The sequence below is a fragment of the Agilicoccus flavus genome, from assembly GCF_014857905.1.
In the GTDB taxonomy this organism is placed as follows: Bacteria; Actinomycetota; Actinomycetes; order Actinomycetales; family Dermatophilaceae; genus Agilicoccus; species Agilicoccus flavus.
On the sequence record NZ_JACYXE010000012.1, the window covers coordinates 1 to 20467 of the forward strand.

Annotated in this window: 12 protein-coding genes, 2 tRNA genes and 1 pseudogene; 1 reads left to right on the forward strand and 14 read right to left on the reverse strand. The window is 70.7% G+C overall.

Going from position 1 to position 20467, the window contains the following annotated elements:
- Positions 1–197: 197 nt before the first annotated feature.
- The 3 genes from mobF to ICW24_RS16295 form a co-directional block, all read right to left on the reverse strand.
- Complete coding sequence (mobF, locus tag ICW24_RS16285) at positions 198–3644, reverse strand: MobF family relaxase (protein WP_226346786.1); 3447 nt, start codon at positions 3642–3644, stop codon at positions 198–200.
- Positions 3645–3829: 185 nt separating this feature from the next.
- Positions 3830–4267, reverse strand: a complete 438-nt coding sequence (locus ICW24_RS16290; RefSeq protein WP_119076627.1) for a protein-tyrosine phosphatase family protein — start codon at positions 4265–4267, stop codon at positions 3830–3832.
- 8 nt (positions 4268–4275) lie between these two features.
- A complete protein-coding gene (locus ICW24_RS16295) occupies positions 4276–4974 on the reverse strand; it encodes a hypothetical protein (protein ID WP_226346787.1) in 699 nt (232 codons plus the stop codon).
- A 475-nt stretch (positions 4975–5449) separates the two neighbouring features.
- Here ICW24_RS16295 and ICW24_RS16300 point away from each other — a divergent pair.
- Positions 5450–6439: pseudogene (locus ICW24_RS16300) on the forward strand (recombinase family protein); the annotation flags it as partial.
- 607 nt (positions 6440–7046) lie between these two features.
- On the opposite strand, the gene ICW24_RS16305 reads toward ICW24_RS16300, so the two are convergent.
- The 11 genes from ICW24_RS16305 to dnaA form a co-directional block, all read right to left on the reverse strand.
- Positions 7047–7119, reverse strand: a tRNA-Ala gene (locus ICW24_RS16305).
- A gap of 7 nt (positions 7120–7126) precedes the next feature.
- Positions 7127–7267, reverse strand: coding sequence for a DLW-39 family protein (locus tag ICW24_RS16310; protein WP_226346788.1), 141 nt, complete (start codon positions 7265–7267; stop codon positions 7127–7129).
- Positions 7268–7426: 159 nt separating this feature from the next.
- Positions 7427–7500, reverse strand: a tRNA-Ile gene (locus ICW24_RS16315).
- A 127-nt stretch (positions 7501–7627) separates the two neighbouring features.
- On the reverse strand, positions 7628–8200 hold the full coding sequence (locus ICW24_RS19795; protein WP_226346789.1) for a DUF3566 domain-containing protein: 573 nt from the start codon (positions 8198–8200) through the stop codon (positions 7628–7630).
- A gap of 76 nt (positions 8201–8276) precedes the next feature.
- On the reverse strand, positions 8277–10850 hold the full coding sequence (gyrA, locus tag ICW24_RS16325; protein ID WP_372360913.1) for a DNA gyrase subunit A: 2574 nt from the start codon (positions 10848–10850) through the stop codon (positions 8277–8279).
- A 112-nt stretch (positions 10851–10962) separates the two neighbouring features.
- The gene (gene gyrB, locus ICW24_RS16330) at positions 10963–13131 is read right to left on the reverse strand and encodes a DNA topoisomerase (ATP-hydrolyzing) subunit B (protein ID WP_372360888.1); all 2169 of its coding nucleotides are present in this window, start codon (positions 13129–13131) and stop codon (positions 10963–10965) included.
- Between the two features lie 212 nt (positions 13132–13343).
- On the reverse strand, positions 13344–13913 hold the full coding sequence (locus ICW24_RS16335; protein WP_226346791.1) for a DciA family protein: 570 nt from the start codon (positions 13911–13913) through the stop codon (positions 13344–13346).
- 77 nt (positions 13914–13990) lie between these two features.
- Entirely contained in the window at positions 13991–15337 is a 1347-nt protein-coding gene (recF, locus tag ICW24_RS16340; RefSeq protein ID WP_226346792.1) for a DNA replication/repair protein RecF, read from the reverse strand.
- Between the two features lie 202 nt (positions 15338–15539).
- Positions 15540–16595, reverse strand: coding sequence for a phosphogluconate dehydrogenase (NAD(+)-dependent, decarboxylating) (gene gnd / locus ICW24_RS16345; RefSeq protein WP_226346793.1), 1056 nt, complete (start codon positions 16593–16595; stop codon positions 15540–15542).
- A gap of 43 nt (positions 16596–16638) precedes the next feature.
- The gene (gene dnaN, locus ICW24_RS16350; protein WP_226346794.1) at positions 16639–17772 is read right to left on the reverse strand and encodes a DNA polymerase III subunit beta; all 1134 of its coding nucleotides are present in this window, start codon (positions 17770–17772) and stop codon (positions 16639–16641) included.
- Between the two features lie 1031 nt (positions 17773–18803).
- Positions 18804–20333, reverse strand: coding sequence for a chromosomal replication initiator protein DnaA (gene dnaA, locus ICW24_RS16355; protein ID WP_226346795.1), 1530 nt, complete (start codon positions 20331–20333; stop codon positions 18804–18806).
- Between the last annotated feature and the right edge of the window lie 134 nt (positions 20334–20467).

Here is a 20467-nt window from a genome sequence, read left to right on the forward strand (position 1 = left end):
CCGGGAAGCTCAGTGTGGAAGAGACCGGTGAGAGACCGGGACACTACCTCCTGCCCGCTCATCGTGTCCGAGCTCAAATTCGAGTGAGCCCCCGGACATCAAGCAGATCGGTGGATCAAGGATTAGCCTTTACGACCCGCTTGTATTCACCGCCTCCTCTTGGAGGCTACTACGTGGTCATAAGTCGGGGAGGATGGTCACCAGCCCAGAGACGGCCCGCCATCACTGGGACCGCGGTCGGGCGTGTGGGAGGAATCGAGCTGTCGTTGCCGCTTTTTCAGGGCACGGTCGGCGGCGTCGCGCTGCGCTTGCTCGGTCGCGCGGGTCTGCTCGATGCGCTCGACTGCCTCGACGGGGGTGAGCGCCTGTAGCGTGTCGATTTCGGCGCGGGCCTGCTTCGCGATGCGGGCCGCGTTCTCGGCGTTGGCGTGGGGGCGGGCATCCAGGTAGGCGGCCCGGTGCTTCGCCACGGCCTCGGTGCCGAAGATGCGGGCGTAGATGCGCAGGCGCGGCCACGGGTCGGGTTCGAGCGCCTTGCGCACCGTCCTGGCTGCGGCATCGTGCTGCTCGGTCGGGTCGATCACGCGGGGATCGCCGTCGATACGAGGGCGCGTGACGCGCTCGAGCCACGCGGCCCGAGTCTCGTTCCAGCGGGGCGGCTCGCCCCACGCGCTCGTCAGCCGCTGCTCAGCGTCGCGGGCGAGGGTCTGCGCGGTGTTGTGCTCGGCGGTCGCGCGACGCTTGCCGAACCTGCCGACCGTACCCAGCCGGTCGCGGGCGGTACGCAGTTCGACGTCGGCGTCGCCCCACTCGGCCAGTGCCGCCGATGCGTGCTCGGTGAGCGGTGCGGCGACCTCGGCCCGCACCCGTTCGAGCTGCTGGGCTGCGGTGTCGCGGGCTTGGCCTGCGTGGTCGAGGTCGTCACGTTGCTGGGCGTATAGCTCGGTGAGGGCGTCAGCGGCCTGCTGCCAGAGCGCAGCCCGCGCCTCGGCTCGCTCGGCCTTTGCGGTGAGTGCGGCTATCTCGGTGTTCACGCGCTTGGCGGGGCCGTCGTCGACCAGACCCCGCACCGCCTCTGCCGCCTGTCGGGTGGCGTCGGCCAGCCCACGGTCTGCCCGGTCACGTTCTACAGCGTAGATGAACTGCGCTCGGGCGTCGGCTGTGTTCTGGGCGATGATGTGCAACTGGTTCTGATCTTTGCCTCGGGTCATGCCGACGTAGACGGCTGCGCCGCTCATGGCGCCTGTGAGGATCGTGTCGGCTCTGGTGGCGGTAATGCCTTGCACACCGTAGGCGGTCGAGGCGTAGGCCAAGTGCGCGTACTCGGTGACGTACCCGGCGGGCAGGCGCACGGTGTGGTCGCGCTTGCGGTCGCTGTCTGCCTCAACCGCCCACACGGTGCCGTCCTCGGTGACGTGTTGCACGATCCACTGCTGACGATTCGCCACCCCCAGGGCCGCGTCGTTCTTGCGAGTCTGGATCAGATCACCCTGACCGATGGAAAGTCCGTCGCTCCCGGTCGCGGTCGTCTCGTCATCCACGGTTCCCGCTTGCACGCGCTGATCGCGGATGCGCGCGTTCATGCGTGCGGCCACGTCGTTGGTGGCGACCGTGACCGCCTCCCCGCCGCTGTGATGATTGGCGATGTGGTCGCGCAGGCTCTCGGTATCGTCGTGCAAGCGGATCAGGCCCAGAGCTGCGAGTTGGTCGAAGATCGCGCCGGGATCGTCGCGGTCGCGCAACCGCACCGACAGCTCGGCATATTCGGGATCGGCGAAGCGGTGTACCTCGGCCATATCGAACGTGCGGCCCCGAATCTGCGCAACCATGTCGAGTACTCCGCCCCGTCCGACGGCGGGGAGTTGCGCCCGGTCACCCACGAGCGCGAGCGTCGCGCCCGCTTCTGCGGCGACGGCGAGCAGGGCCAGGGCGGTGTCCTGGTCGAGCATCCCCGCCTCGTCCACCACAATCCGTTCGCCCTTGCGCAACCGCGCCTCGCTCGGCGGGCCGGTATAGGTTGCGCCGGTGATGGGGTCGGCGTCACCCACGACGAGTCGTGTCCATACGCCGTCGCGGTTCCACCGCCACCCGCGCGCGTACACCAGTGACGCGACCGATTCAGCGGGCACGCCGAGTTCCTGGTGCGCGATCTCGGCGGCCTTCTTCGTCGGAGCCACCACCCGCACCGCTCGCCCGTGCGCCTCACTCGCCTGGATCGCGGTGGCAAGCATGGTCGTCTTCCCGCTGCCCGCCGCGCCCTCCACGATCACCAACGGGTCGGTTGAGGCGACCGCTGCGGCGGCTTCGGTCTGGCCGGGGTCGAGGTTCTGCGCTTGCGCCAGCCGGCGCACGTCCGGGTGCTCCGGCTTCTGCTCGGGTACACGGGCGGCGATCAGGTCGCGCAGCTCTGTCTCGGCCTGTATGACGCGCACGCTCGTCCAGTGAGCGACATGCTCTGGGCGTGGTGTGTCGGGCGGGAGGATCGTGAAGCAGTCCTCCAACGCCAGCACCGTCGCAGCCTGCACGAAGTCGCGGATCTCATCTCCGTTGGCGCGTACTCCGTACTCGGTCATGATCGTTGTGGCGTGCTCGGTCACAGTGTGTGTCGTCCATACCGACGCACCTGCGGCGCAGCGGTCGAGGGCGCGGGAGGCGACTTCCTGCACGCTGAGGTCATCGAGGCTGACCGGCACCGGGGTTGCGGGCCGTTGCAGGCTCGCGGGGTCGTATCCGGCCTCGACCAACTCCGTCAGCCACGCCTGTTCCTCACGGAGCGTGGTGGGCTTCTTCGCAGGCCGCTCGTATGCCCATGCTTTGGCGATCAGGCGAGAGGTCACGACCGACCCCATCGTCTCACCGGGATGCGTGGCCCGCCATTCGGCTTCGAGGCGGTCGAGGTTGCGGCCCACCTGCTCACCCCGCTTCGACATGACCGCGTTGTACGGCTGCAACTCCGCGACCTCGCCGGTGGCGGGGTCGAGGGTGAGGCCGTGTCGGTCGAGCACGGCAGCGAGTTCCGGGCTTGCCGCGATCACTGCGGTGCCGAGGGCACGGATCGCGCCCTGCTGCCGGAACAGAGCGGTGGTGTCCAGTCCTCGCCACTTCCCCGCCGCCCACACTCTGGTGCCGATCTGCATGTGAATGTGCCGGTGCGGATCACCCGCACGAGACGTGCGGTGCGTGATCCCGACGACCTGCAACCGCTCGATGGGAACGTGCTCCTGCGCACCGAGCGGCCCGACACGGGTCACCGAGTGCCGGGCAACCCACCGCCGAATCTCGGCCAGCGCGTCCTGCTGCGCCGCGTCCAGCGCCGCCGAGACTTCGGGGTGAAGCGCGGCGGCGATCGACAGCGACTTCGGCCCGTTGATGACCATCTCCATGAACCGCGGCGATCCCTGCCGATCCACTCCCGCCCGTCGGGGTCTGCCCATCCGCTCCCCGGTCAACGGATCAACCCAGTCCACCCACCCCGCATACCCCACAGGATCAAGGCCGAGCCTGTCGGTAACCGCGCCTGAGCTGTCGAGCGCCGCGAACTGCGCCACCGAGGTTTCCGCGCCGAGGTAGTAGTCGTCAGCACGAGCACGGTCGGCCTCGACATAGCGCAGCGCATCGGCCCCGGTGCCCCGGAACGGAACCACGCCCCCATGCATTCTGCTACCCCCTCTCGCTATCTGGCGTACTGGCAACTAACGCAGTTAGTATACGTACATTCAGGATTGAGAGGTCAAGAGGACAGCGGGAGGACTCAGGATGTGCTCAGGCGGCAGGCGCGGAGGCGTACGGGCTTGGTGAGCAGGCGGCGCGGGAGGGTGGCGGTTCTGCGTCAGGTGAGAGAGGATGCGGCGGTGGCGATCCAGGCTCGCTGGCGGCGAGTCTCGACGGCGCGGGGGTGGTAGTTCGCTCGCACCCATTCCACGGCAGCGGCCGCCGGAACGCCGCTCAATACGGCGAGCACCGCGAGAGCGGTTCCGGTTCTGCCGACCCCGCCGCCGCAGGCAATCTCGACCCGCTCGGACACGGCCCGCGCGTGCGCTTCTCTGAGTGCGGCCACGGCGTCCTCGGTGGAGCCAGGCAGGCGGAAGTCCGGCCACCTGACCCAGCAGTAGGGCCAGTCGGCCACGCGAGGGTCGCGGCCCAAGAGGTAGACGGCGAACTCCGGGGGCGGGGCCTGACCGCGAGGCCGACGCGCGCCCGTGCCACGGATCAGACGACCGTCTGGCAGGCGCACCACGCCCGCGTCCTCAATCGCCCAGCTCGTCATGCGAACCCTTACCCGGCGCGGCCTCGGCGTCCGGGCGGGAGCAGTCCTTTGCGGCGGGCACGGGCAACCCAGCCCTGTGCAGTGGAGAGCGGCACGCGGCTGAGCTCGGCCATGCGCGCGGTCGGGTTCGGTTCGCCGTCGTCCACGAGGCGGGTGTGTTGCAGGGCGACGACCTCGTAGAAGTCGGGGGTGCGCTTCGGGTTGCCCAGCGGCTTCATCACGTCCGCCGAGCGGAGGGTGCGGCCAGAGGGCATCGTCATGGTGCCGCCGGTGAAGCGGCTGGCGCCGGTGACGGCGAACTGGCGGCGGTTGATCGCCGCCTCGATCCTCGACGTGGGCAGGTTGCGCAGCATCGGACTCGCCACCGGGTCACCCGCCCACTCGGGCAGGTAGACGATCCCGGTGATTCGCACCTCGCCCTTGGGTTCCTCGCCCATGACGTACTGGCGCTGTAGGCGCAGCAGCACACGGGTGGACGACTCGACGTGCTGGATCAGGAACCAGCGCCCGGAGTCGTTGTTGTTGTGGCTGGAGTTCAGCTTCCGATCCAGCCCAGGCGCGGGATCGACCCACTGCTCGTACCTGAGCGCCGTGTCGATCTCGGCGCTGTCGTGTTCGGGGTCGATGGGGGTGGGGTCTGGCATCTGCCAGCCCGCGGGCAAGTCCGCTGCCGTCAGCAGCGGGGCGCTCTCCAAGTCCTCGACCATGTTCCCAAGCCTAGCAGAATCTCATGCAATGGCCGCTACGCCATATCTGTAGTAACGTGGTACTGGCGTATCTGCCACAGCGTGAGATAGAGATGAGTGACCCGCCCCGACCCACCGACATTGAGCGACCGCGACGTGCGGCGCAGGGCAGGGGTGCGCTCGGGGCAGGCGCTCGGGATGATCCGGGGCGGCTACGCCTCCGGGTCACCCGGCGGGTGGAGCCGGACATGCGGCGGCTGGTGGAGTGGGTGCTTAACATCACCCAGGCCCGCTACGACGCCCACCGCGCCGGGGAGCCCGACCCCTACGACCTCCCGCTGCCGGACGAGCTGGCCGCCGATTTGCACGGCGGCAGCGCAGACACGCGAGACACAATGGAACCCGAGCCACTGCACCAACGAAGGAGCACAGCATGAGCACGATCACTGCTCCCACCCTCATTCCGGCAGGCGTGACCAGCGACCACGCCGAAGACATGCCCGTGCTGCTGGCCGTGTCGTATCTGCGTGTCTCGACGCGGGAGCAGGCCGAGCGCGGCGGCACCGACGAAGGATTCTCGATCCCCGCGCAGCGCGAGGCGAACCAGCGCAAGGCCGACGAACTCGGCGCGCGGATCGTGCGCGAGTTCATCGACGCCGGAGAGTCCGCACGGTCGGCCGACCGTGACGGCCTGCAAGACATGCTCGCGTTCATCGCCGCGTCGCGTGTGCAGTTCTGCATCGTGCATAAGCTCGACCGGCTCGCCCGCAACCGCGCTGACGACGTGAAGATTCACGAAGCCCTCATCAGCGCCGGGGTCACCCTCGTCTCCGCCACCGAGTCCATCGACCAGACCCCTTCCGGGATGCTCGTCCACGGCATCATGTCGAGCATCGCGGAGTTCTACTCCCGGAACCTCGCTACTGAGGTCACCAAGGGGCTGACGCAGAAGGTCGCCCAGGGCGGCACTCCGATGCGCGCGCCCATCGGCTATCTCAACGTGCGCCGCACCGACGACGCGGGCCGCGAGACACGCACCGTCGAGGTCGATCCCGAACGCGCCCCGCTCATCACCTGGGCGTTCGAGCGGTACGCCGAAGGCGAGACCTCCGTGGCCGGGCTGCTCCGCGACCTCACCGCGCGGGGTCTTGTGACGGTGCCGACGCCGAAGCGCCCGTCCAAACCGCTGGGGAAGAACACGCTCTACAAACTGCTCACGAACCCGTACTACGCCGGGGTGATCCGCTACAAAGGAGCCCTGTATCCCGGCGCGCACGAGCCCATCGTGGAACCGGCGTTATTCGACACGGTGCAGTCGCTGCTGCGGGCGCGGACGGCGAAGATGACCCGGCATGTTCAGCACGCCCACCACCTCAAAGGGCTGCTGCATTGCGGCACCTGCGGGTCGAGGATGCTGCTGGACTTCGCCACCAACCCGCGCGGGGTCACCTATGCCTACTTCGTCTGCTCCGGCCGGGCCTCCAAGAAGACCGGCTGCACCCGGCGGGCGGTGCCGGTCGCGGTCGCGGAACGGCTTGTCGCGGACTCCTACGCCTCGATCACGATCAACGACCAGACCTACCGCGACCTCGCCGCGAAGGTCGATGCGGCGTTCGACAAGCGCATGGCGGGCCGCGACCAAGAGATAGCCGACCTCATGGCCAACCGCGCCAAGCTCGAAGCGGAGAGTGACAAGCTGCTGGCCGCGCACTTCGCCGACGCCATCGACCTCCCCACCCTGAAACGGCACCAAGACCGCATCCGGGCGGGCCTCGCGGACGTGAACCAGAAACTCGCGGAGCACGATGAGCACCACACCGGCGGGCGCGCGTTCCTGCACGACTCGCTGCGGCTGCTCACCGACGTGCACCACGCCTATGCCCGATCCGGCGATACCGACCGGCGGCTGGCGAACCAAGCCTTCTACACCCGCCTCGACATCACCGACGACGAACAACTACGCCCGAGACTGGCCGAGCCGTTCGCCACCATCATCCGCGAAGCCCACGAACATAGCGACGACGAAAGCAAGGAGGCGGAACACAAACGCGACGAACATACGCATGTCGCGTGTTCCCGTAAGACACTTTGGGTGGAGCCAAGGGGACTCGAACCCCTAACCCCCTGCTTGCAAAGCAGGTGCGCTACCAATTGCGCCATGGCCCCCTGCGGGTCAGGCCCGCGCGTCGTCCGGAGAGGCGGGCGAGTCGGTGAGCTCCGCCCACAGCTCCTGCTCGGCCTGCTGCGCCTTGAGGCGGCGGCGGGCCACGAGGGCGCCAGCGGCCGCGACGGCCACGACGGCGATGCGCTTCATCCGAGCCTCCCGGTTCCGGTGTACGACGACACCCCACGATACCCGGCGACGGTCCCCGAGCCCCACAGCGCGGGGCCGACGACACGGCACGAGCCCAGCTGGGGGGCCGGGACACGACGAAGGCGGCACCCGCAGAGGGTGCCGCCTTCGTCGTACCGGTGGGCCTAACAGGACTTGAACCTGTGGCCTCTTCCTTATCAGGGAAGCGCTCTAACCGTCTGAGCTATAGGCCCGCTTGCCGCTCGCCAGGGGCGTCGCGACCACCAACGTTACCCCAGCCGCGCGGCGAGAACCAAAACGGTTCCGGCCCCGCCGGCGGGACCCCTCGGCCGACCTCGCGGCCCTCGGATCGAGCCGGCTTCAGTCGTCGGTGAGCGTGACGTGCATGCCCCCGACCAGGGCCGAACAGATGTTGTAGATGAGCGCCGTGACGGTGGCGATCGCGGTCATGAGGATGACGTCGAGCACCCCGAGGACGACCGACAGCGACAGGACGCGACCGAACCCGAGGAACTCGATGACGCTGATGCGCTGGTCCGGCGCGCGGCCCGCCTGGAGCTCGTTCATCGAGTCGTTGATGGCCGAGAACACGCCCATGCTGCTGAGCATGAGCCACAGGGCGGCGACGACGACGACACCCGCGACGCCGATGGCCACCGAGAGCATGAACGCGATCTTCATGACCGAGAACGGGTCCACCCGCGACACGGTGAGCTTGACCTTGCGGGGCTCGGTGTCGCCGACGGCCGCGGTCGGGCTCGTCCGGCGCGTCGGGCGGGCGGCACCGGCGGCGGCCGACCCGGCGGGCCGGGCCGCCGTGCCGGGGCGGGGAGGGTTCTGGCTCGCCGGCCGGGGCGCGGGTGCGGTCCCCGTGCGCGGGGCGCCGGAACGCCCCGACGGGGTACCGGCCGGCCTGCCACTCGTCGTGCTCACTCGAGACCTCCGAGACTCGCTGCTGCTCCGGTCACTCGCCGCCGGATGCGGATCCGCCGCAGGACCGCCCCGGACCTCACTGCTCGTCCGCGGGCGGCTCGTCGGCGTCGACGGACTCCGGCGTCATCTTCGTCGACGGTAACCCACCGACCTGCTCGGATCCGTCATCGGCCGCCGCCCCGGAGTCGGCCGCCGCCCGCGGCGCCTCGGCCTGGACGACCTCCTCGGCCTCGTCGATCTCCTCCTCGGTGACCGCCTCGGCGTTGCGGGCCACGGCCACGATCGCGTCGCCCTTGTCGGGCTTCGCGAACTGCACGCCCATCGTGTTGCGCCCGGTGCTGCGGACCTCGTCGACGCGCGAGCGGACGATCTTGCCCTTCTCCATGACGACCATGACCTCGTCGCCGCCGCCGACGACGAGCGCGCCCACGAGGTCGCCGCCTCGGTCGGAGATCGCCGCGACGCGGACGCCGAGCCCGGCGCGGCCCTTCACGGGGTAGTCGGAGGCGGGGGTGCGCTTGGCCAGGCCGTTCTCGAAGACGACGAAAACGTCGGGGTCGGACCCGTCCTTGACGAGACCGAGAGCCAGCAGGTCGTCGCCGCCACGGAACTTCATGCCCGTGACGCCCGAGGTCGCGCGACCCATGGGCCGCAGCACGTCGTCGGAGGCGTGGAAGCGCACCGACTGGCCCTTCCGGGAGACGAGCAGCAGGTCGTCGGCGCCCGAGCAGACCCGCACGCCGACGAGCTCGTCCCCGTCGCGCAGGTTGACGGCGATGAGGCCGCCGGTGCGCGGGGAGTCGTACTCGGCCAGACGGGTCTTCTTGACGAGGCCGTTGCGGGTGGCCGTCACGAGGTACGGCGCCACCTGGTAGTCGGGCAGCGCGAGCACTTGGGCGATCTGCTCGCCCGGCTGGAACGCCATGAGGTTGGCGACGTGCTGGCCGCGGCCGTCGCGGCCGCCCTCGGGCAGCTCGTAGGCCTTGGCGCGGTAGACGCGGCCGAGGTTGGTGAAGAAGAGCAGCCAGTGATGGGTCGTCGTGACGAAGAAGTGCTCGACGATGTCGTCGCCGCGCAGGGCGGCGCCGCGCACCCCCTTCCCGCCGCGGCGCTGGCTGCGGTACTCCTCGACCTTGGTCCGCTTGGAGTAGCCCCCACGCGTGATGGTGACGACGACGTTCTCCTGGGGGATGAGGTCCTCCATGGACATGTCGCCGTCGAACGGCATGATCTGGCTGCGGCGGTCGTCGCCGTAGCGGTCGACGATCTCGGTGAGCTCGTCGGCGACGATGGTCCGCTGCCGCTCGGGGCTGCCGAGGATGTCCTTGTAGTCGATGATCCGCGCCTCGAGGGCGTCGTGCTCGTCGATGATCTTCTGCCGCTCGAGGGCCGCGAGCCGGCGCAGCTGCATGTCGAGGATCGCGCGCGCCTGGATCTCGTCGATGTCGAGCAGCTCGATGAGGCCGTCGCGCGCCTCCTCCACGGTCGGCGAGCGCCGGATGAGCGCGATGACCTCGTCGAGCGCGTCGAGGGCCTTGAGCAGGCCCCGGAGGATGTGGATGGCCTCCTCGGCCTTGCGCAGCCGGTACTGCGTGCGCCGGACGATGACCTCGATCTGGTGCGTCACCCAGTGCCGGATGAACGCGTCGAGCGGCAGCGTGCGCGGCACGCCGTCGACGAGGGCGAGCATGTTCGCCCCGAACGTCGTCTGGAGCTGGGTGTGCTTGTACAGGTTGTTGAGCACGACCTTGGCGACGGCGTCGCGCTTGAGCACGATGACCAGCCGCTGACCGGTTCGACCCGACGTGAGGTCCTGGATGTCGGCGATGCCGCCGAGCTTGCCCTCCTTGACGAGCTCGGCCATCTTCTTCGCGAGCGCGTCGGGGTTGACCTGGTAGGGCAGCTCGGAGACGACGAGGCACGTGCGGCCCTGGATCTCCTCGACCTCGACGACGGCCCGCATGATGATCGAGCCGCGCCCCGTACGGTAGGCCGACTCGATCCCGCTGCGGCCCATGATGAGCGCGCCCGTGGGGAAGTCGGGGCCCTTGATGATCCCCATGAGCGCCTCGAGCTGCTCCTCCTTCGAGGCCTCCATGTTGCGCAGCAGCCACAGCGCGCCGTCCGAGACCTCGCGCAGGTTGTGCGGCGGGATCTGCGTGGCCATGCCGACGGCGATGCCGGCCGAGCCGTTGACGAGCAGGTTGGGGAAGCGGCTCGGGAGGACGTCGGGCTGCAGGGTGCGCCCGTCGTAGTTGGGGACGAAGTCGACGGTCTCCTCGTGGATGTCGCGCACCATCTCCATGGCGAGCGGCGCCATCCGGCACTCGGTGTACCGGGGGGCGGCCGCGCCGTCGTCGCCCGGCGAGCCGAAGTTGCCCTGCCCGTCGATGAGCGGGTACCGCATCGACCACGGCTGCACGAGCCGCACCATCGCGTCGTAGATCGCCGTGTCGCCGTGCGGATGGTAGTGACCCATGACGTCGCCGACGACGCGGGCGCACTTGCTGTAGCTGCGGTCCGGCCGGTAGCCGCCGTCGTACATGGCGTAGACGATCCGGCGGTGCACCGGCTTGAGGCCGTCGCGCACGTCGGGCAGCGCGCGGCTGACGATGACGCTCATCGCGTACTCGATGTAGCTGCGCTGCATCTCCGCGTTGAGGTCGACCGGTTCGACGCGGTCGGTCTCGGGCGGGAGGGTGGTGTCGTCGGTCACGAAGTGATCCTCAGCTCAGGCGGGCGGGAAGGAGGTGGGGGCGCGCTCAGGCGTCGAGGAAGCGGACGTCGCGGGCGTTGCGCTGGATGAACGAGCGCCGGGACTCGACGTCCTCGCCCATGAGCACCGAGAAGATCTCGTCGGCCGCCGCCGCGTCGTCGAGGGTGACCTGCAGCAGCGTGCGCGTGTCGGGGTCCATCGTCGTCACGCGCAGCTCGTCGGGGTTCATCTCGCCGAGGCCCTTGTACCGCTGGATCGCGCCGTTGTTGTCCTTCGGCAGGCGCCAGCCGCGCGACTGACCGGCCTTGACCATCTCGTCGCGCTCGCGGTCGGAGTAGGCGAACTCGTGGGCCGCGTTCGTCCACTTGATCCGGTACAGCGGCGGCTGCGCGAGGTAGACGTAGCCGGCCTCGATGAGGGGGCGCATGAACCGGAACAGCAGCGTCAGGAGCAGGGTCCGGATGTGCATGCCGTCGACGTCGGCGTCGGCCATGAGCACGATCTTGTGGTAGCGCGCCTTGGCGATGTCGAAGTCCTCCCCGATGCCCGTGCCGAACCCGGAGATGAGGGCCTGGACCTCGAGGTTCGCGAGCACCTTGTCGATGCGCGCCTTCTCGACGTTGAGGATCTTCCCGCGGATGGGCAGGATCGCCTGCGTCATCGGGTTGCGGCCCTGGGTCGCCGACCCGCCCGCCGAGTCGCCCTCGACGATGAACACCTCGGAGATCGACGGGTCCTTGCTCTGGCAGTCCTTGAGCTTGCCCGGCAGACCGCCGGACTCGAGCAGGCCCTTGCGCCGGGTCGCCTCGCGCGCCTTGCGGGCCGCGAGCCGCGCCGCGCTCGCCTGGATCGCCTTGCGGACGATGTCCTTGCCCTGGGCCGGGTGCCGCTCGAGCCAGTCGCCGAGCCGATCGGTCATCGCGCCCTGGACGAACCCGCGGACCTCGGAGTTGCCCAGCTTCGTCTTCGTCTGCCCCTCGAACTGCGGCTCACCGAGCTTGACCGAGATGACCGCCGTGAGGCCCTCGCGGATGTCCTCGCCGGTGAGGTTGTCGTCCTTGTCCTTGAGGAGGTTCTGGTTGCGCGCGAACCGGTTGAGCAGGTTGGTCAGCGCGGACCGGAAGCCCTCCTCGTGCGTGCCGCCCTCGTGCGTGTTGATCGTGTTCGCGTAGGTGTGGACCGACTCGGAGTACGACGAGGTCCACTGCATCGCGATCTCGAGGGAGAGCGCGCGGGCCTCGTCCTCGAGCTCGAAGTCGATGATCTCGTCGTGCACCTTCTCGCTGCGCTTGCTCGCGTTGAGGTGGGCCACGTAGTCGACGAGCCCGCGGTCGTAGCGGTAGGTGACGGTGCGGGCGGTGGCGCGGCCGGCCGCGTCGGTCTCGGCCGCCCCGGCGCGGGCGTCGTCGCCGACCTCGCCTGCCGTGCCCGAGGCCGGGGTGTCGCCGCGGTCGGCGTCCTCGTCGAGCTGGTCCTGGGCGGCGGCGACGGCCTCCTGCCGCTCGTCGGTGAGCGTGATCGTCAGGCCCTTGTTGAGGAACGCGTACTGCTGGAAGCGCAGGCGGATCGTCTCGTAGTCGAAGTCGACGCTCTCGAAGATCTCGGGGCTCGGCCAGAACGTGACGATCGTGCCCGTCGCGTCGCTGGGCTCCATCTTCTCCAGCGGGGCGTCGGGGACGCCCGCGGTGAAGCTCATGCGGAAGACGTGGCCCTTCTGGTGGACCTCGGCGAGGAGTCGGGTCGAGAGGGCGTTGACGACGGAGGAGCCGACGCCGTGCAGCCCACCGGAGACCTTGTAACCCCCGCCGCCGAACTTCCCGCCGGCGTGCAGTTGGGTGAGGACGAGCTCGACCGCCGAGACCCCCTCGCCCGCGTGGACGTCGGTGGGGATGCCGCGGCCGTTGTCGCGCACGCGGACGCCACCGTCCGCGAGCAGGGTGACGTCGACGCGGTCGGCGTAGCCCGCCAGGGCCTCGTCCACCGCGTTGTCGACGATCTCCCACACCAGGTGGTGCAGGCCCCGCTCGCCGGTGGAGCCGATGTACATGCCGGGACGCTTGCGGACGGCCTCGAGACCCTCGAGCACGGTGATCGCGCTGGCGTCGTACTCGGGAGCCGCCGCCGGAGGCGCCGGGATCGCCCCGTCGAGCGGGACCACCGGCTCGCCGTCCTGCGTCGCGTCGCCGGGGTTCTGCTCGGGTGGCGTGTCGGACACGGTGCTCCTCGGCGGTGATGGGTGCGATCGGTGCGCCGTCGGCGGACGCAGCGACGCGAGGGTGGAACGACCTCCCATTCTACGCTGCCGGGGGAGGCACCCCCGCCTCAGGGCCCGGAAACGCCGATGTGGCGAGATCGGACCCCAGGGACGACACCCTGTACACAACCGGGGGATCACGGCGCCAGCGGCCGTGAGAGTGGTTCTGCGCGTCAGCCGTACGTGTCCCGCGGGCCCGGGCCACTCGCCCGGCGCGGCCCGCGGCTCCACGACGGCGCGCTCGGTCCGACGATCCGCAGCGCGACGACGACGCCCGGCCCCGCCTCCTTCTCGAGGCTGCCGAGCAGGGTCGAGCTCATGTACCGCAGTTGCGTCGCCCAGGCGGTGGAGTCGGCGCGCACGACGAGCACGCCGTCCTCGAACGAGACCGGTGCGGCGTGCGCGGCGACCTCCGGCCCGACGATGGCCGGCCAGCGGCCCATGACCGACCCGACGGACACGTCCACCCGCCACCCCCGGTCCACGAGCAGCGACTCCAATTGTTCGCCGAGCAGCTGGGGATCCCGGCCGCCCGCCCGCTGACCGCTGTACGTCGCGTCGGGACCGCGGCGCCGGCGCCGCACCGGCCGCGAGCCCGGGCGCAGCCCCGCGTCCCGCGCCGCCGCGCGCGCCCGGGCCAGCGCCGCCGCCGCCGCGAGGTCGGGACCGGCGGGGTCCGGCCCGTCCTGGCCGGCCGGGTCCGCCGAGGGGCCGGAGATGCGCGGGCCGTCTGCGCCTCCCACCGGGCCCGGGATCGCGTCACCCGAGGCGCCCTCGGGTCCGGCCGGCCCTCCGGGGCTGCCGCCCGCCCCCGGGCCGGTCACGGTCCGGCCTCCGGCGTCCCCACGCCGTCGGCGGGCTCGGGTGGTGACTCGGGCTCCGGCGGCGCGTCGGGCTCGGGCTCGGAGCGAGGATCACGCTGGGGCTCATGGTCGGGTCGACGCTCCGAACCGAGGCCCGGGGCGGGTGCCTCGGCGGGCTCGACGTGCCCCTTCGCCACGGTGAACCGGGTGCCGGCGAGCTCCGCCGGCACGTCCTCCGGCACCGCCGCGGTGATGACGACCTGCTCGCAGTCGGCGATGAGGCCGGCGAGCCGGCGCCGCCGGCCGGCGTCGAGCTCGGCGAAGACGTCGTCGAGCACGAGGACCGGATCGTCGCCGAGGTCGTGCCGCAGGAGCCAGAACGCGCCGAGCCGCAGCGCGAGCGCGAACGACCACGACTCCCCGTGGGAGGCGTACCCTTTCGCCGGCAACTCCCCGAGGGTGAGCACGAGGTCGTCGCGGTGCGGACCGGCGAGCGAGACCCCCCGCTCGATCTCGGCGGCGCGCTGCTCGGCGAGGGTCGCGAGCAGCGCGTCGCGCAGCTCCTCGGCGGTGGGCACCTGACCGTCGGCGATCGCGTCGGCCACCTCCTCGTGCAGGGAGGCGCGGTACGTGGCCCGGGCGTCGGCGGAGGAGTCGCTCACGGCGTCGTAGGCGCGCGCGAGCAGGGGGCGCAGGTCCCGCAGCAGCCGCAGCCGGGCGTAGAGGAGCTGGGCGCCGGCCGCCGCGAGCTGGTCGTTCCAGACGTCGAGGGTCCGCAGGGCCGCGGCCACCTCCTCGGACTCGGGTCCCGTGGCGGGGCGGCTCGAGCGCCGCCGTCGACGGGGACCGAGCGTGGGGGCGGCCGACTTCAGCAGCGCGTTCCGCTGCCGGACGATCTTGTCGTAGTCGGATCGGACCGCCGCCCACCGCGGCTGCCGGGCGACGAGCAGGTCGTCGAGGAACCGGCGGCGCTCGGCCGGGTCGCCCTTGACGAGCGAGAGGTCCTCCGGGGCGAACAGCACGGTGCGCAGCGTGCCGAGCACCTCGCGCGGCCGCGTGGCGGGGCTGCGGTTGAGGCGCGCCCGGTTGGCCCGACCGGGAACGATCTCGAGCTCCACGAGCGTCTCGCGGCCACCGCGATCGACGAGCCCCCGCACGATCGCCCGCTCGGCCCCGAACCGGACCAGCGGCGCGTCCTGGCTCACGCGGTGCGAGCCGAGCGTGGCCAGGTAGCCCATCGCCTCCGCGAGATTCGTCTTGCCCTCGCCGTTGCGGCCGACGAGGGTCGTCACCCCCGGCGTCAGGGCCAGCTCGGCGCGCGCGTAGCTGCGGAAGTCACCGATGCTCAGGTGTCGCAGGTACACGCGTCACTCCTGGCTTCGGGGCCGAGGCCCCCCTGGAAGGGATAATGCCGAAGGGAATCGTCGCAGGGAGTCGCAGAAGGGAATCGCAACGGGGATCGACGAGGGGATCGAGAGGACCGTGCCCCGACCGCCGCGAGGCGCCCGGGGCACGGTCCGTGGTTCGTCGGCGGCCGGTCGGGCAGGAGGCCCGACCGGCCGACCGTCAGTGGGTGCTGCCGGAGCCCGAGGTGGGGCCGCCGCCGGCCGTGCCCGTCGAGCCCGAACCGGAGCTCGGCCCGGCGTCGGCCGCGGACCGCTCGTGCTCGGGGGCGGCGTCCGTGTCGTGCGACGCGCCGCCCTTCGGCCTCGCGGCCGCGTTGACGTCGGCGAGGTCGTCGAGCATCTGGACGGCGTGGCCGCCGAACTGACCGCGCAGGGCCGCGACGGCCTGCATCGACGGCGAGTTCTCCTGGCGCGACGAGAACCGGGCGAACAGCGACGCCGCGAGGACCGGCATCGGCACGGCGTTGTCGATGCCCTCCATGAGGGTCCAGCGTCCCTCGCCGGAGTCGGTCGTGAACTCGCTGATCCCCTCCAGGTGGGGGGTCTCCTCGAGCGCCTTGACCATGAGGTCGAGCAGCCAGGAGCGGACGACGGTGCCGCGCGTCCAGGCCTTGAACGAGCCGTGCACGTCGGTGATGAGGTCCTTCTTCGCCTCGAGCAGCTCCCAGCCCTCGGCGTAGGCGTGCATGAGGCCGTACTCGATGCCGTTGTGCACCATCTTCGCGTAGTGGCCGGCGCCGACCTTGCCGGAGTGGGCGAAGCCCTCGTCGCGCGGGCCCTCGGGGCGCAGCGCGTCGAAGATCGGCATGGCGCGCTCGATGTCCTCGTCCGAACCGCCGGCCATGAGCCCGTAGCCGTTCTCGCGGCCCCAGATGCCGCCGCTGACGCCGCAGTCGACGTAGTGGATGCCCTTCTCGGCCAGGGACACCGCGTTGGCCTCGTCGTCCTTGTAGTACGAATTGCCCCCGTCGATGACGAGGTCGTCCTCGGAGAGCAGGCCCTTGAGGTCCTGCACCGTCTGCCGGGTGGGCTCGCCGTGCGGGACCATGATCCACACGATGCGCGGGGCGTCGAGTCGCGCGACGAGCTCCTCGAGCGAGGCGACGTCGCTGACGTCGGGGTTGCGGTCGTACCCGACGACCTCGAGCCCGGCGTCGCGCAGGCGGTCGCGCATGTTCTTGCCCATCTTGCCGAGGCCGATGAGTCCGAGCTGCATGGGAGTGCCTTTCCGGAGTGGGATGCGGGCCGCCGAGGGCGGTTCAGCCGCCGAAGCGGACGGGCATGAGGACGTAGCGGTAGGAGGAGTCGGCCTCGCTGTCCGCCTCGGCCTGGCCGCTGAGGACCGCCGGGCGGTTGCTCTGCGTGAACGACAGGCGCGAGTAGGGCGTCCCGACGGCCTGCAGGCCGTCGAGGAGGTAGTGCGGGTTGAACGCGATCTCGATGTCGGGGCCGGTGAACGTGCACTCCACGGCCTCGCTCGCCTGCGCGTCGTCGCCCGCGCCCGCGTCGATGCCGATCTGACCGTCGGAGAGTCGCAGCCGGACCGGGTGGTGCAGCTCGGCGACGAGCGAGACGCGCTTGACGGCCTCGATGAGCGCCGCCGTCGAGAGCACCGCCTCGGAGTCGGACGAGGCCGGGAAGATCGAGGACACCTTGGGGTAGTCGCCGTCGAGCAGACGCGTCGTCGTGCGGCGCCGACCGGCCTCGATGCCGATGAGGCCGTTCCCGCCGGCGGCCGAACCGAGGCCGAGCGAGATGGGGGCCGCGGCGCCGAGGGACTTGGCCGTGTCGGAGAGCGTGCGCGCCGAGACCAGGACGACGGTGTCGACGTCGGAGCTGTGCGGGTTCCACGTGATCTCGCGGGTGGCGAGCCGATAGCGGTCGGTGGCGAGGAGGGTCATCTTGTCGCCGGACACCTCGACGCGCACGGCCGTGAGGATCGGCAGGGTGCCGGTGCGGTCGGCGGCGACGCTCACCTGCGCGACAGCCTGGGTGAAGACGTCCCCGGCCACCGTGCCGGTCGCCTCCGGGCTCGTCGGCAGGGTCGGGTACTCGTCGGTCGGCATCTGCAGCAGCGCGAACCGGCTCGACCCGCAGGTGATGGAGACGCGGTTCCCGTCGGTGGCGAACTCGACCGGCTTGTTCGGGAGCTGACGCGAGATGTCGGCGATGAGCTTGCCGAGGACGAGGACCGTGCCGGGCTCGGCGACGTCGGCCGCGACCTCGATGCGCGAGCTCACCTCGTAGTCGAACGCCGACAGCGTGACCGTGCCGTCCTGCGCCGCTTCGATGAGGACACCCGCGAGCACGGGGACCGGGGGGCGCGTGGGCAGACCGCGCGCGGTCCATGTGACGGCTTCCGCCAGCATGTCGCGCTCCACTCGGAACTTCACGATCCACCCGCTCCTTCTCGACCGACGTCGTCGCACCCCGCGACCGGCACACGCCGGCCCACGCGCGGCGAGCGCTGTGGCGGGCGGGCGCGACCGGACGGAACGTGCAAGGCCCGACTCTAGCGGGCCGGTCGGGGCGCACCAATCGTCGCGGCTCGCCTGTGCGTGGCGCCGACGTCGGGCGGGTGTCGTGCGAGGCCCGCCGAGACGGTGTGGACGTCGGCGGCGGGGGTTCGCGGGGCGCGAGTCCCGAGGCGTTCGCGTGACGTGAGTCCTCGATGCCCTCAGGTCGGCTCGATCGCGGTCGATGAGCCTCCCGGAACAGGTCCGTCCCTCGTCCCAGTCGTACTCGGTGCGCCATGACGTGATGTGAGGTCTCGTCATGGTCATAGGGGGTGTGGACGGTGTGGACGAGTGCCGTCCGCGCAGGTCAGGGGATCGTCCAGGGTGTGGACGGGGTCCGGACGGCCGATGTGGACGGGCGGGGTGCCCGTGTGGACGGCCGATCGTCGCCCACACGTCCTCCCGCGTCGCCCACCGTTCGTCCCCAGGTCACCTCCCGGTCGTCCACCGGTCCTGCACCGAGTCGTCCACAGGCCCCCCCCCAACACGCGGTCGTCCACAGGGTTGTCCCCAGCTGTGGAGGGATCGCCGCACGTCAGCGGGGTGCTGTGGACAACACGCCGAGACGCTCGACCGAGTTCTCCACCGGTGTGGAGAAGAGTGTGGACAGACGTCCTGGACGAGCCCTCAAGACGCGGGCGGATCCGTTGCGACAGGCCCGGACCCGCGCCGCCGCCGCGCCGACGGGCTGTGGATGCGGGGTGTGGCGTCCCGGGGCGGGGTCATCGCGGGGCGTGGCGTCGCGGGTGACGGGCCGGGCGGAGGGTGGGCGACCGTCCGGACGGGACGGGACACCGGCTGGAGTGCGTGCCGCGTCGCCGGGCAGGCGGTGTTGGGCGTCAGGGACCGCGCGCGAAACCCATCGGCCGGGTGGGGAGACGACCGGCGCGGCTGCGGATCGAGCGAGCTCAGGCGTTCTGGTGCTGGGACCGGATGCGGGTCGTCAACTCCGTCACCTGGTTGTACACGGAACGCCGCTCGCTCATGAGGTCGCGGATCTTCCGGTTCGCGTGCATGACCGTCGTGTGGTCGCGGCCGCCGAAGTGCTGGCCGATCTTGGGCAGCGACAGGTCCGTCAGCTCCCGGCACAGGTACATCGCGATCTGGCGGGCGTTGACGAGCATCCGGGACCGGGACGAGCCGCAGAGGTCCTCGATGGTGAGGCCGAAGTAGGCGGCGGTCTGCCCCATGATCGTGGCCGCCGAGATCGCGCTCGCCTGGGTGTCGGGCATGAGGTCCTTGAGGACGATCTCGGCGAGGCCGAGGTCGACGCCCTGGCGGTTGAGGCTCGCGAACGCCGTGACCCGGATGAGAGCGCCCTCGAGCTCGCGGATGTTCGTCGAGATACGGCTCGCGATGAACTCGAGGACGTCGTCGGGGATGCTCAGGCGCTCCTGAACGGCCTTCTTGGAGAGGATCGCGATGCGCGTCTCGAGGTCGGGCGGCTGGACGTCGGTGAGAAGCCCCCACTCGAACCGGCTGCGCATGCGCTCCTCGAAGCCCGACAGCTGCTTCGGGGGGACGTCCGAGGTGATGACGACCTGCTTGTTCGCGTTGTGCAGCGTGTTGAAGGTGTGGAAGAACTCCTCCTGCGTCTGCATCTTCCCCGACAGGAACTGGATGTCGTCGATGAGCAGGACGTCGACCTCGCGGTATCGACGCTGGAAGCCGGCCGCCTTGTCGTCGCGGATGCTGTTGATGAAGTCGTTGGTGAACTCCTCGGAGTTCACGTACTTCACGCGCACGTTGGGGTACAGGTTGCGGGCGTAGGCGCCGATGGCGTGCAGCAGGTGCGTCTTGCCGAGCCCCGACTCCCCGTAGATGAACAGGGGGTTGTACGCCTTGGCCGGCGCCTCGGCGACCGCGACGGCCGCCGCGTGGGCGAACCGGTTGCTCGCACCGATGACGAACGTGTCGAAGGTGTACTTCGGATTGAGGTGGGCGGGCTCGCTCTCCCGGGGCGGGACCGCGTTGCGGGCCGCTCGGCGATCGCTGAACGCGAGCCCGGCGTCGGTGGGACCGTCGTCGCGCCGGGTGGGTCGCGACCGGTCGGGGTCGGCCGGCCCGGATCCGCGGGCGGACTCGGGGTCGTGGCCGGGAAGGGGCGCGGCCGGTGCTCCGAAGCCACCGCCCTCGGCGTCGGGATACCCGTCGAGTACGGGCTGCTCGGCCGCGGCCGGACGGATCGACGGGTCGACGGTCACCGCGAGCCGGACGTCGGTGCCCGCGTGCTCGGAGAGGACGTCGACGAGGGCGGACCGCACCCTGGTCTCGACGATGTCGCGCGTGAACTCGTCGGGAACGCCGATGATGGCGGTGCCCTCGTGGATCCCGATGAGTGTCGCCTGACCGACGAACGCCCGCTGCGAGGCGGTGATCCCTGCCTCGTTCAGCCGCTGGAGCGTCGTCTTCCAGATCGCGGTCAAGTCGTCCTGCACCTGCGTCACTGTACGCGGCTCCCGGATCGTGGTCGGGTCCGCACGACGAACCGGACGGCGTTTTCCACAGGTTTGTGAACAGGATGTGGATAGGCGAAGGGTCGGCGGGATCGGCGATCCCGGTCGCCGATCGA

Excerpts from the sequence above, each read along its gene's own strand:
- gnd (WP_226346793.1), bottom strand. The coding sequence starts at position 16,595 with ATGCAGCTCGGACTCATCGGCCTCGGCAAGATGGGCAAGAACATGCGC.
- gyrA (WP_372360913.1), bottom strand. The coding sequence starts at position 10,850 with ATGCAGCGCAGCTACATCGAGTACGCGATGAGCGTCATCGTCAGCCGC.
- ICW24_RS16295 (WP_226346787.1), bottom strand. The coding sequence starts at position 4,974 with ATGGTCGAGGACTTGGAGAGCGCCCCGCTGCTGACGGCAGCGGACTTG.
- ICW24_RS16310 (WP_226346788.1), bottom strand. The coding sequence starts at position 7,267 with ATGAAGCGCATCGCCGTCGTGGCCGTCGCGGCCGCTGGCGCCCTCGTG.
- ICW24_RS16290 (WP_119076627.1), bottom strand. The coding sequence starts at position 4,267 with ATGACGAGCTGGGCGATTGAGGACGCGGGCGTGGTGCGCCTGCCAGAC.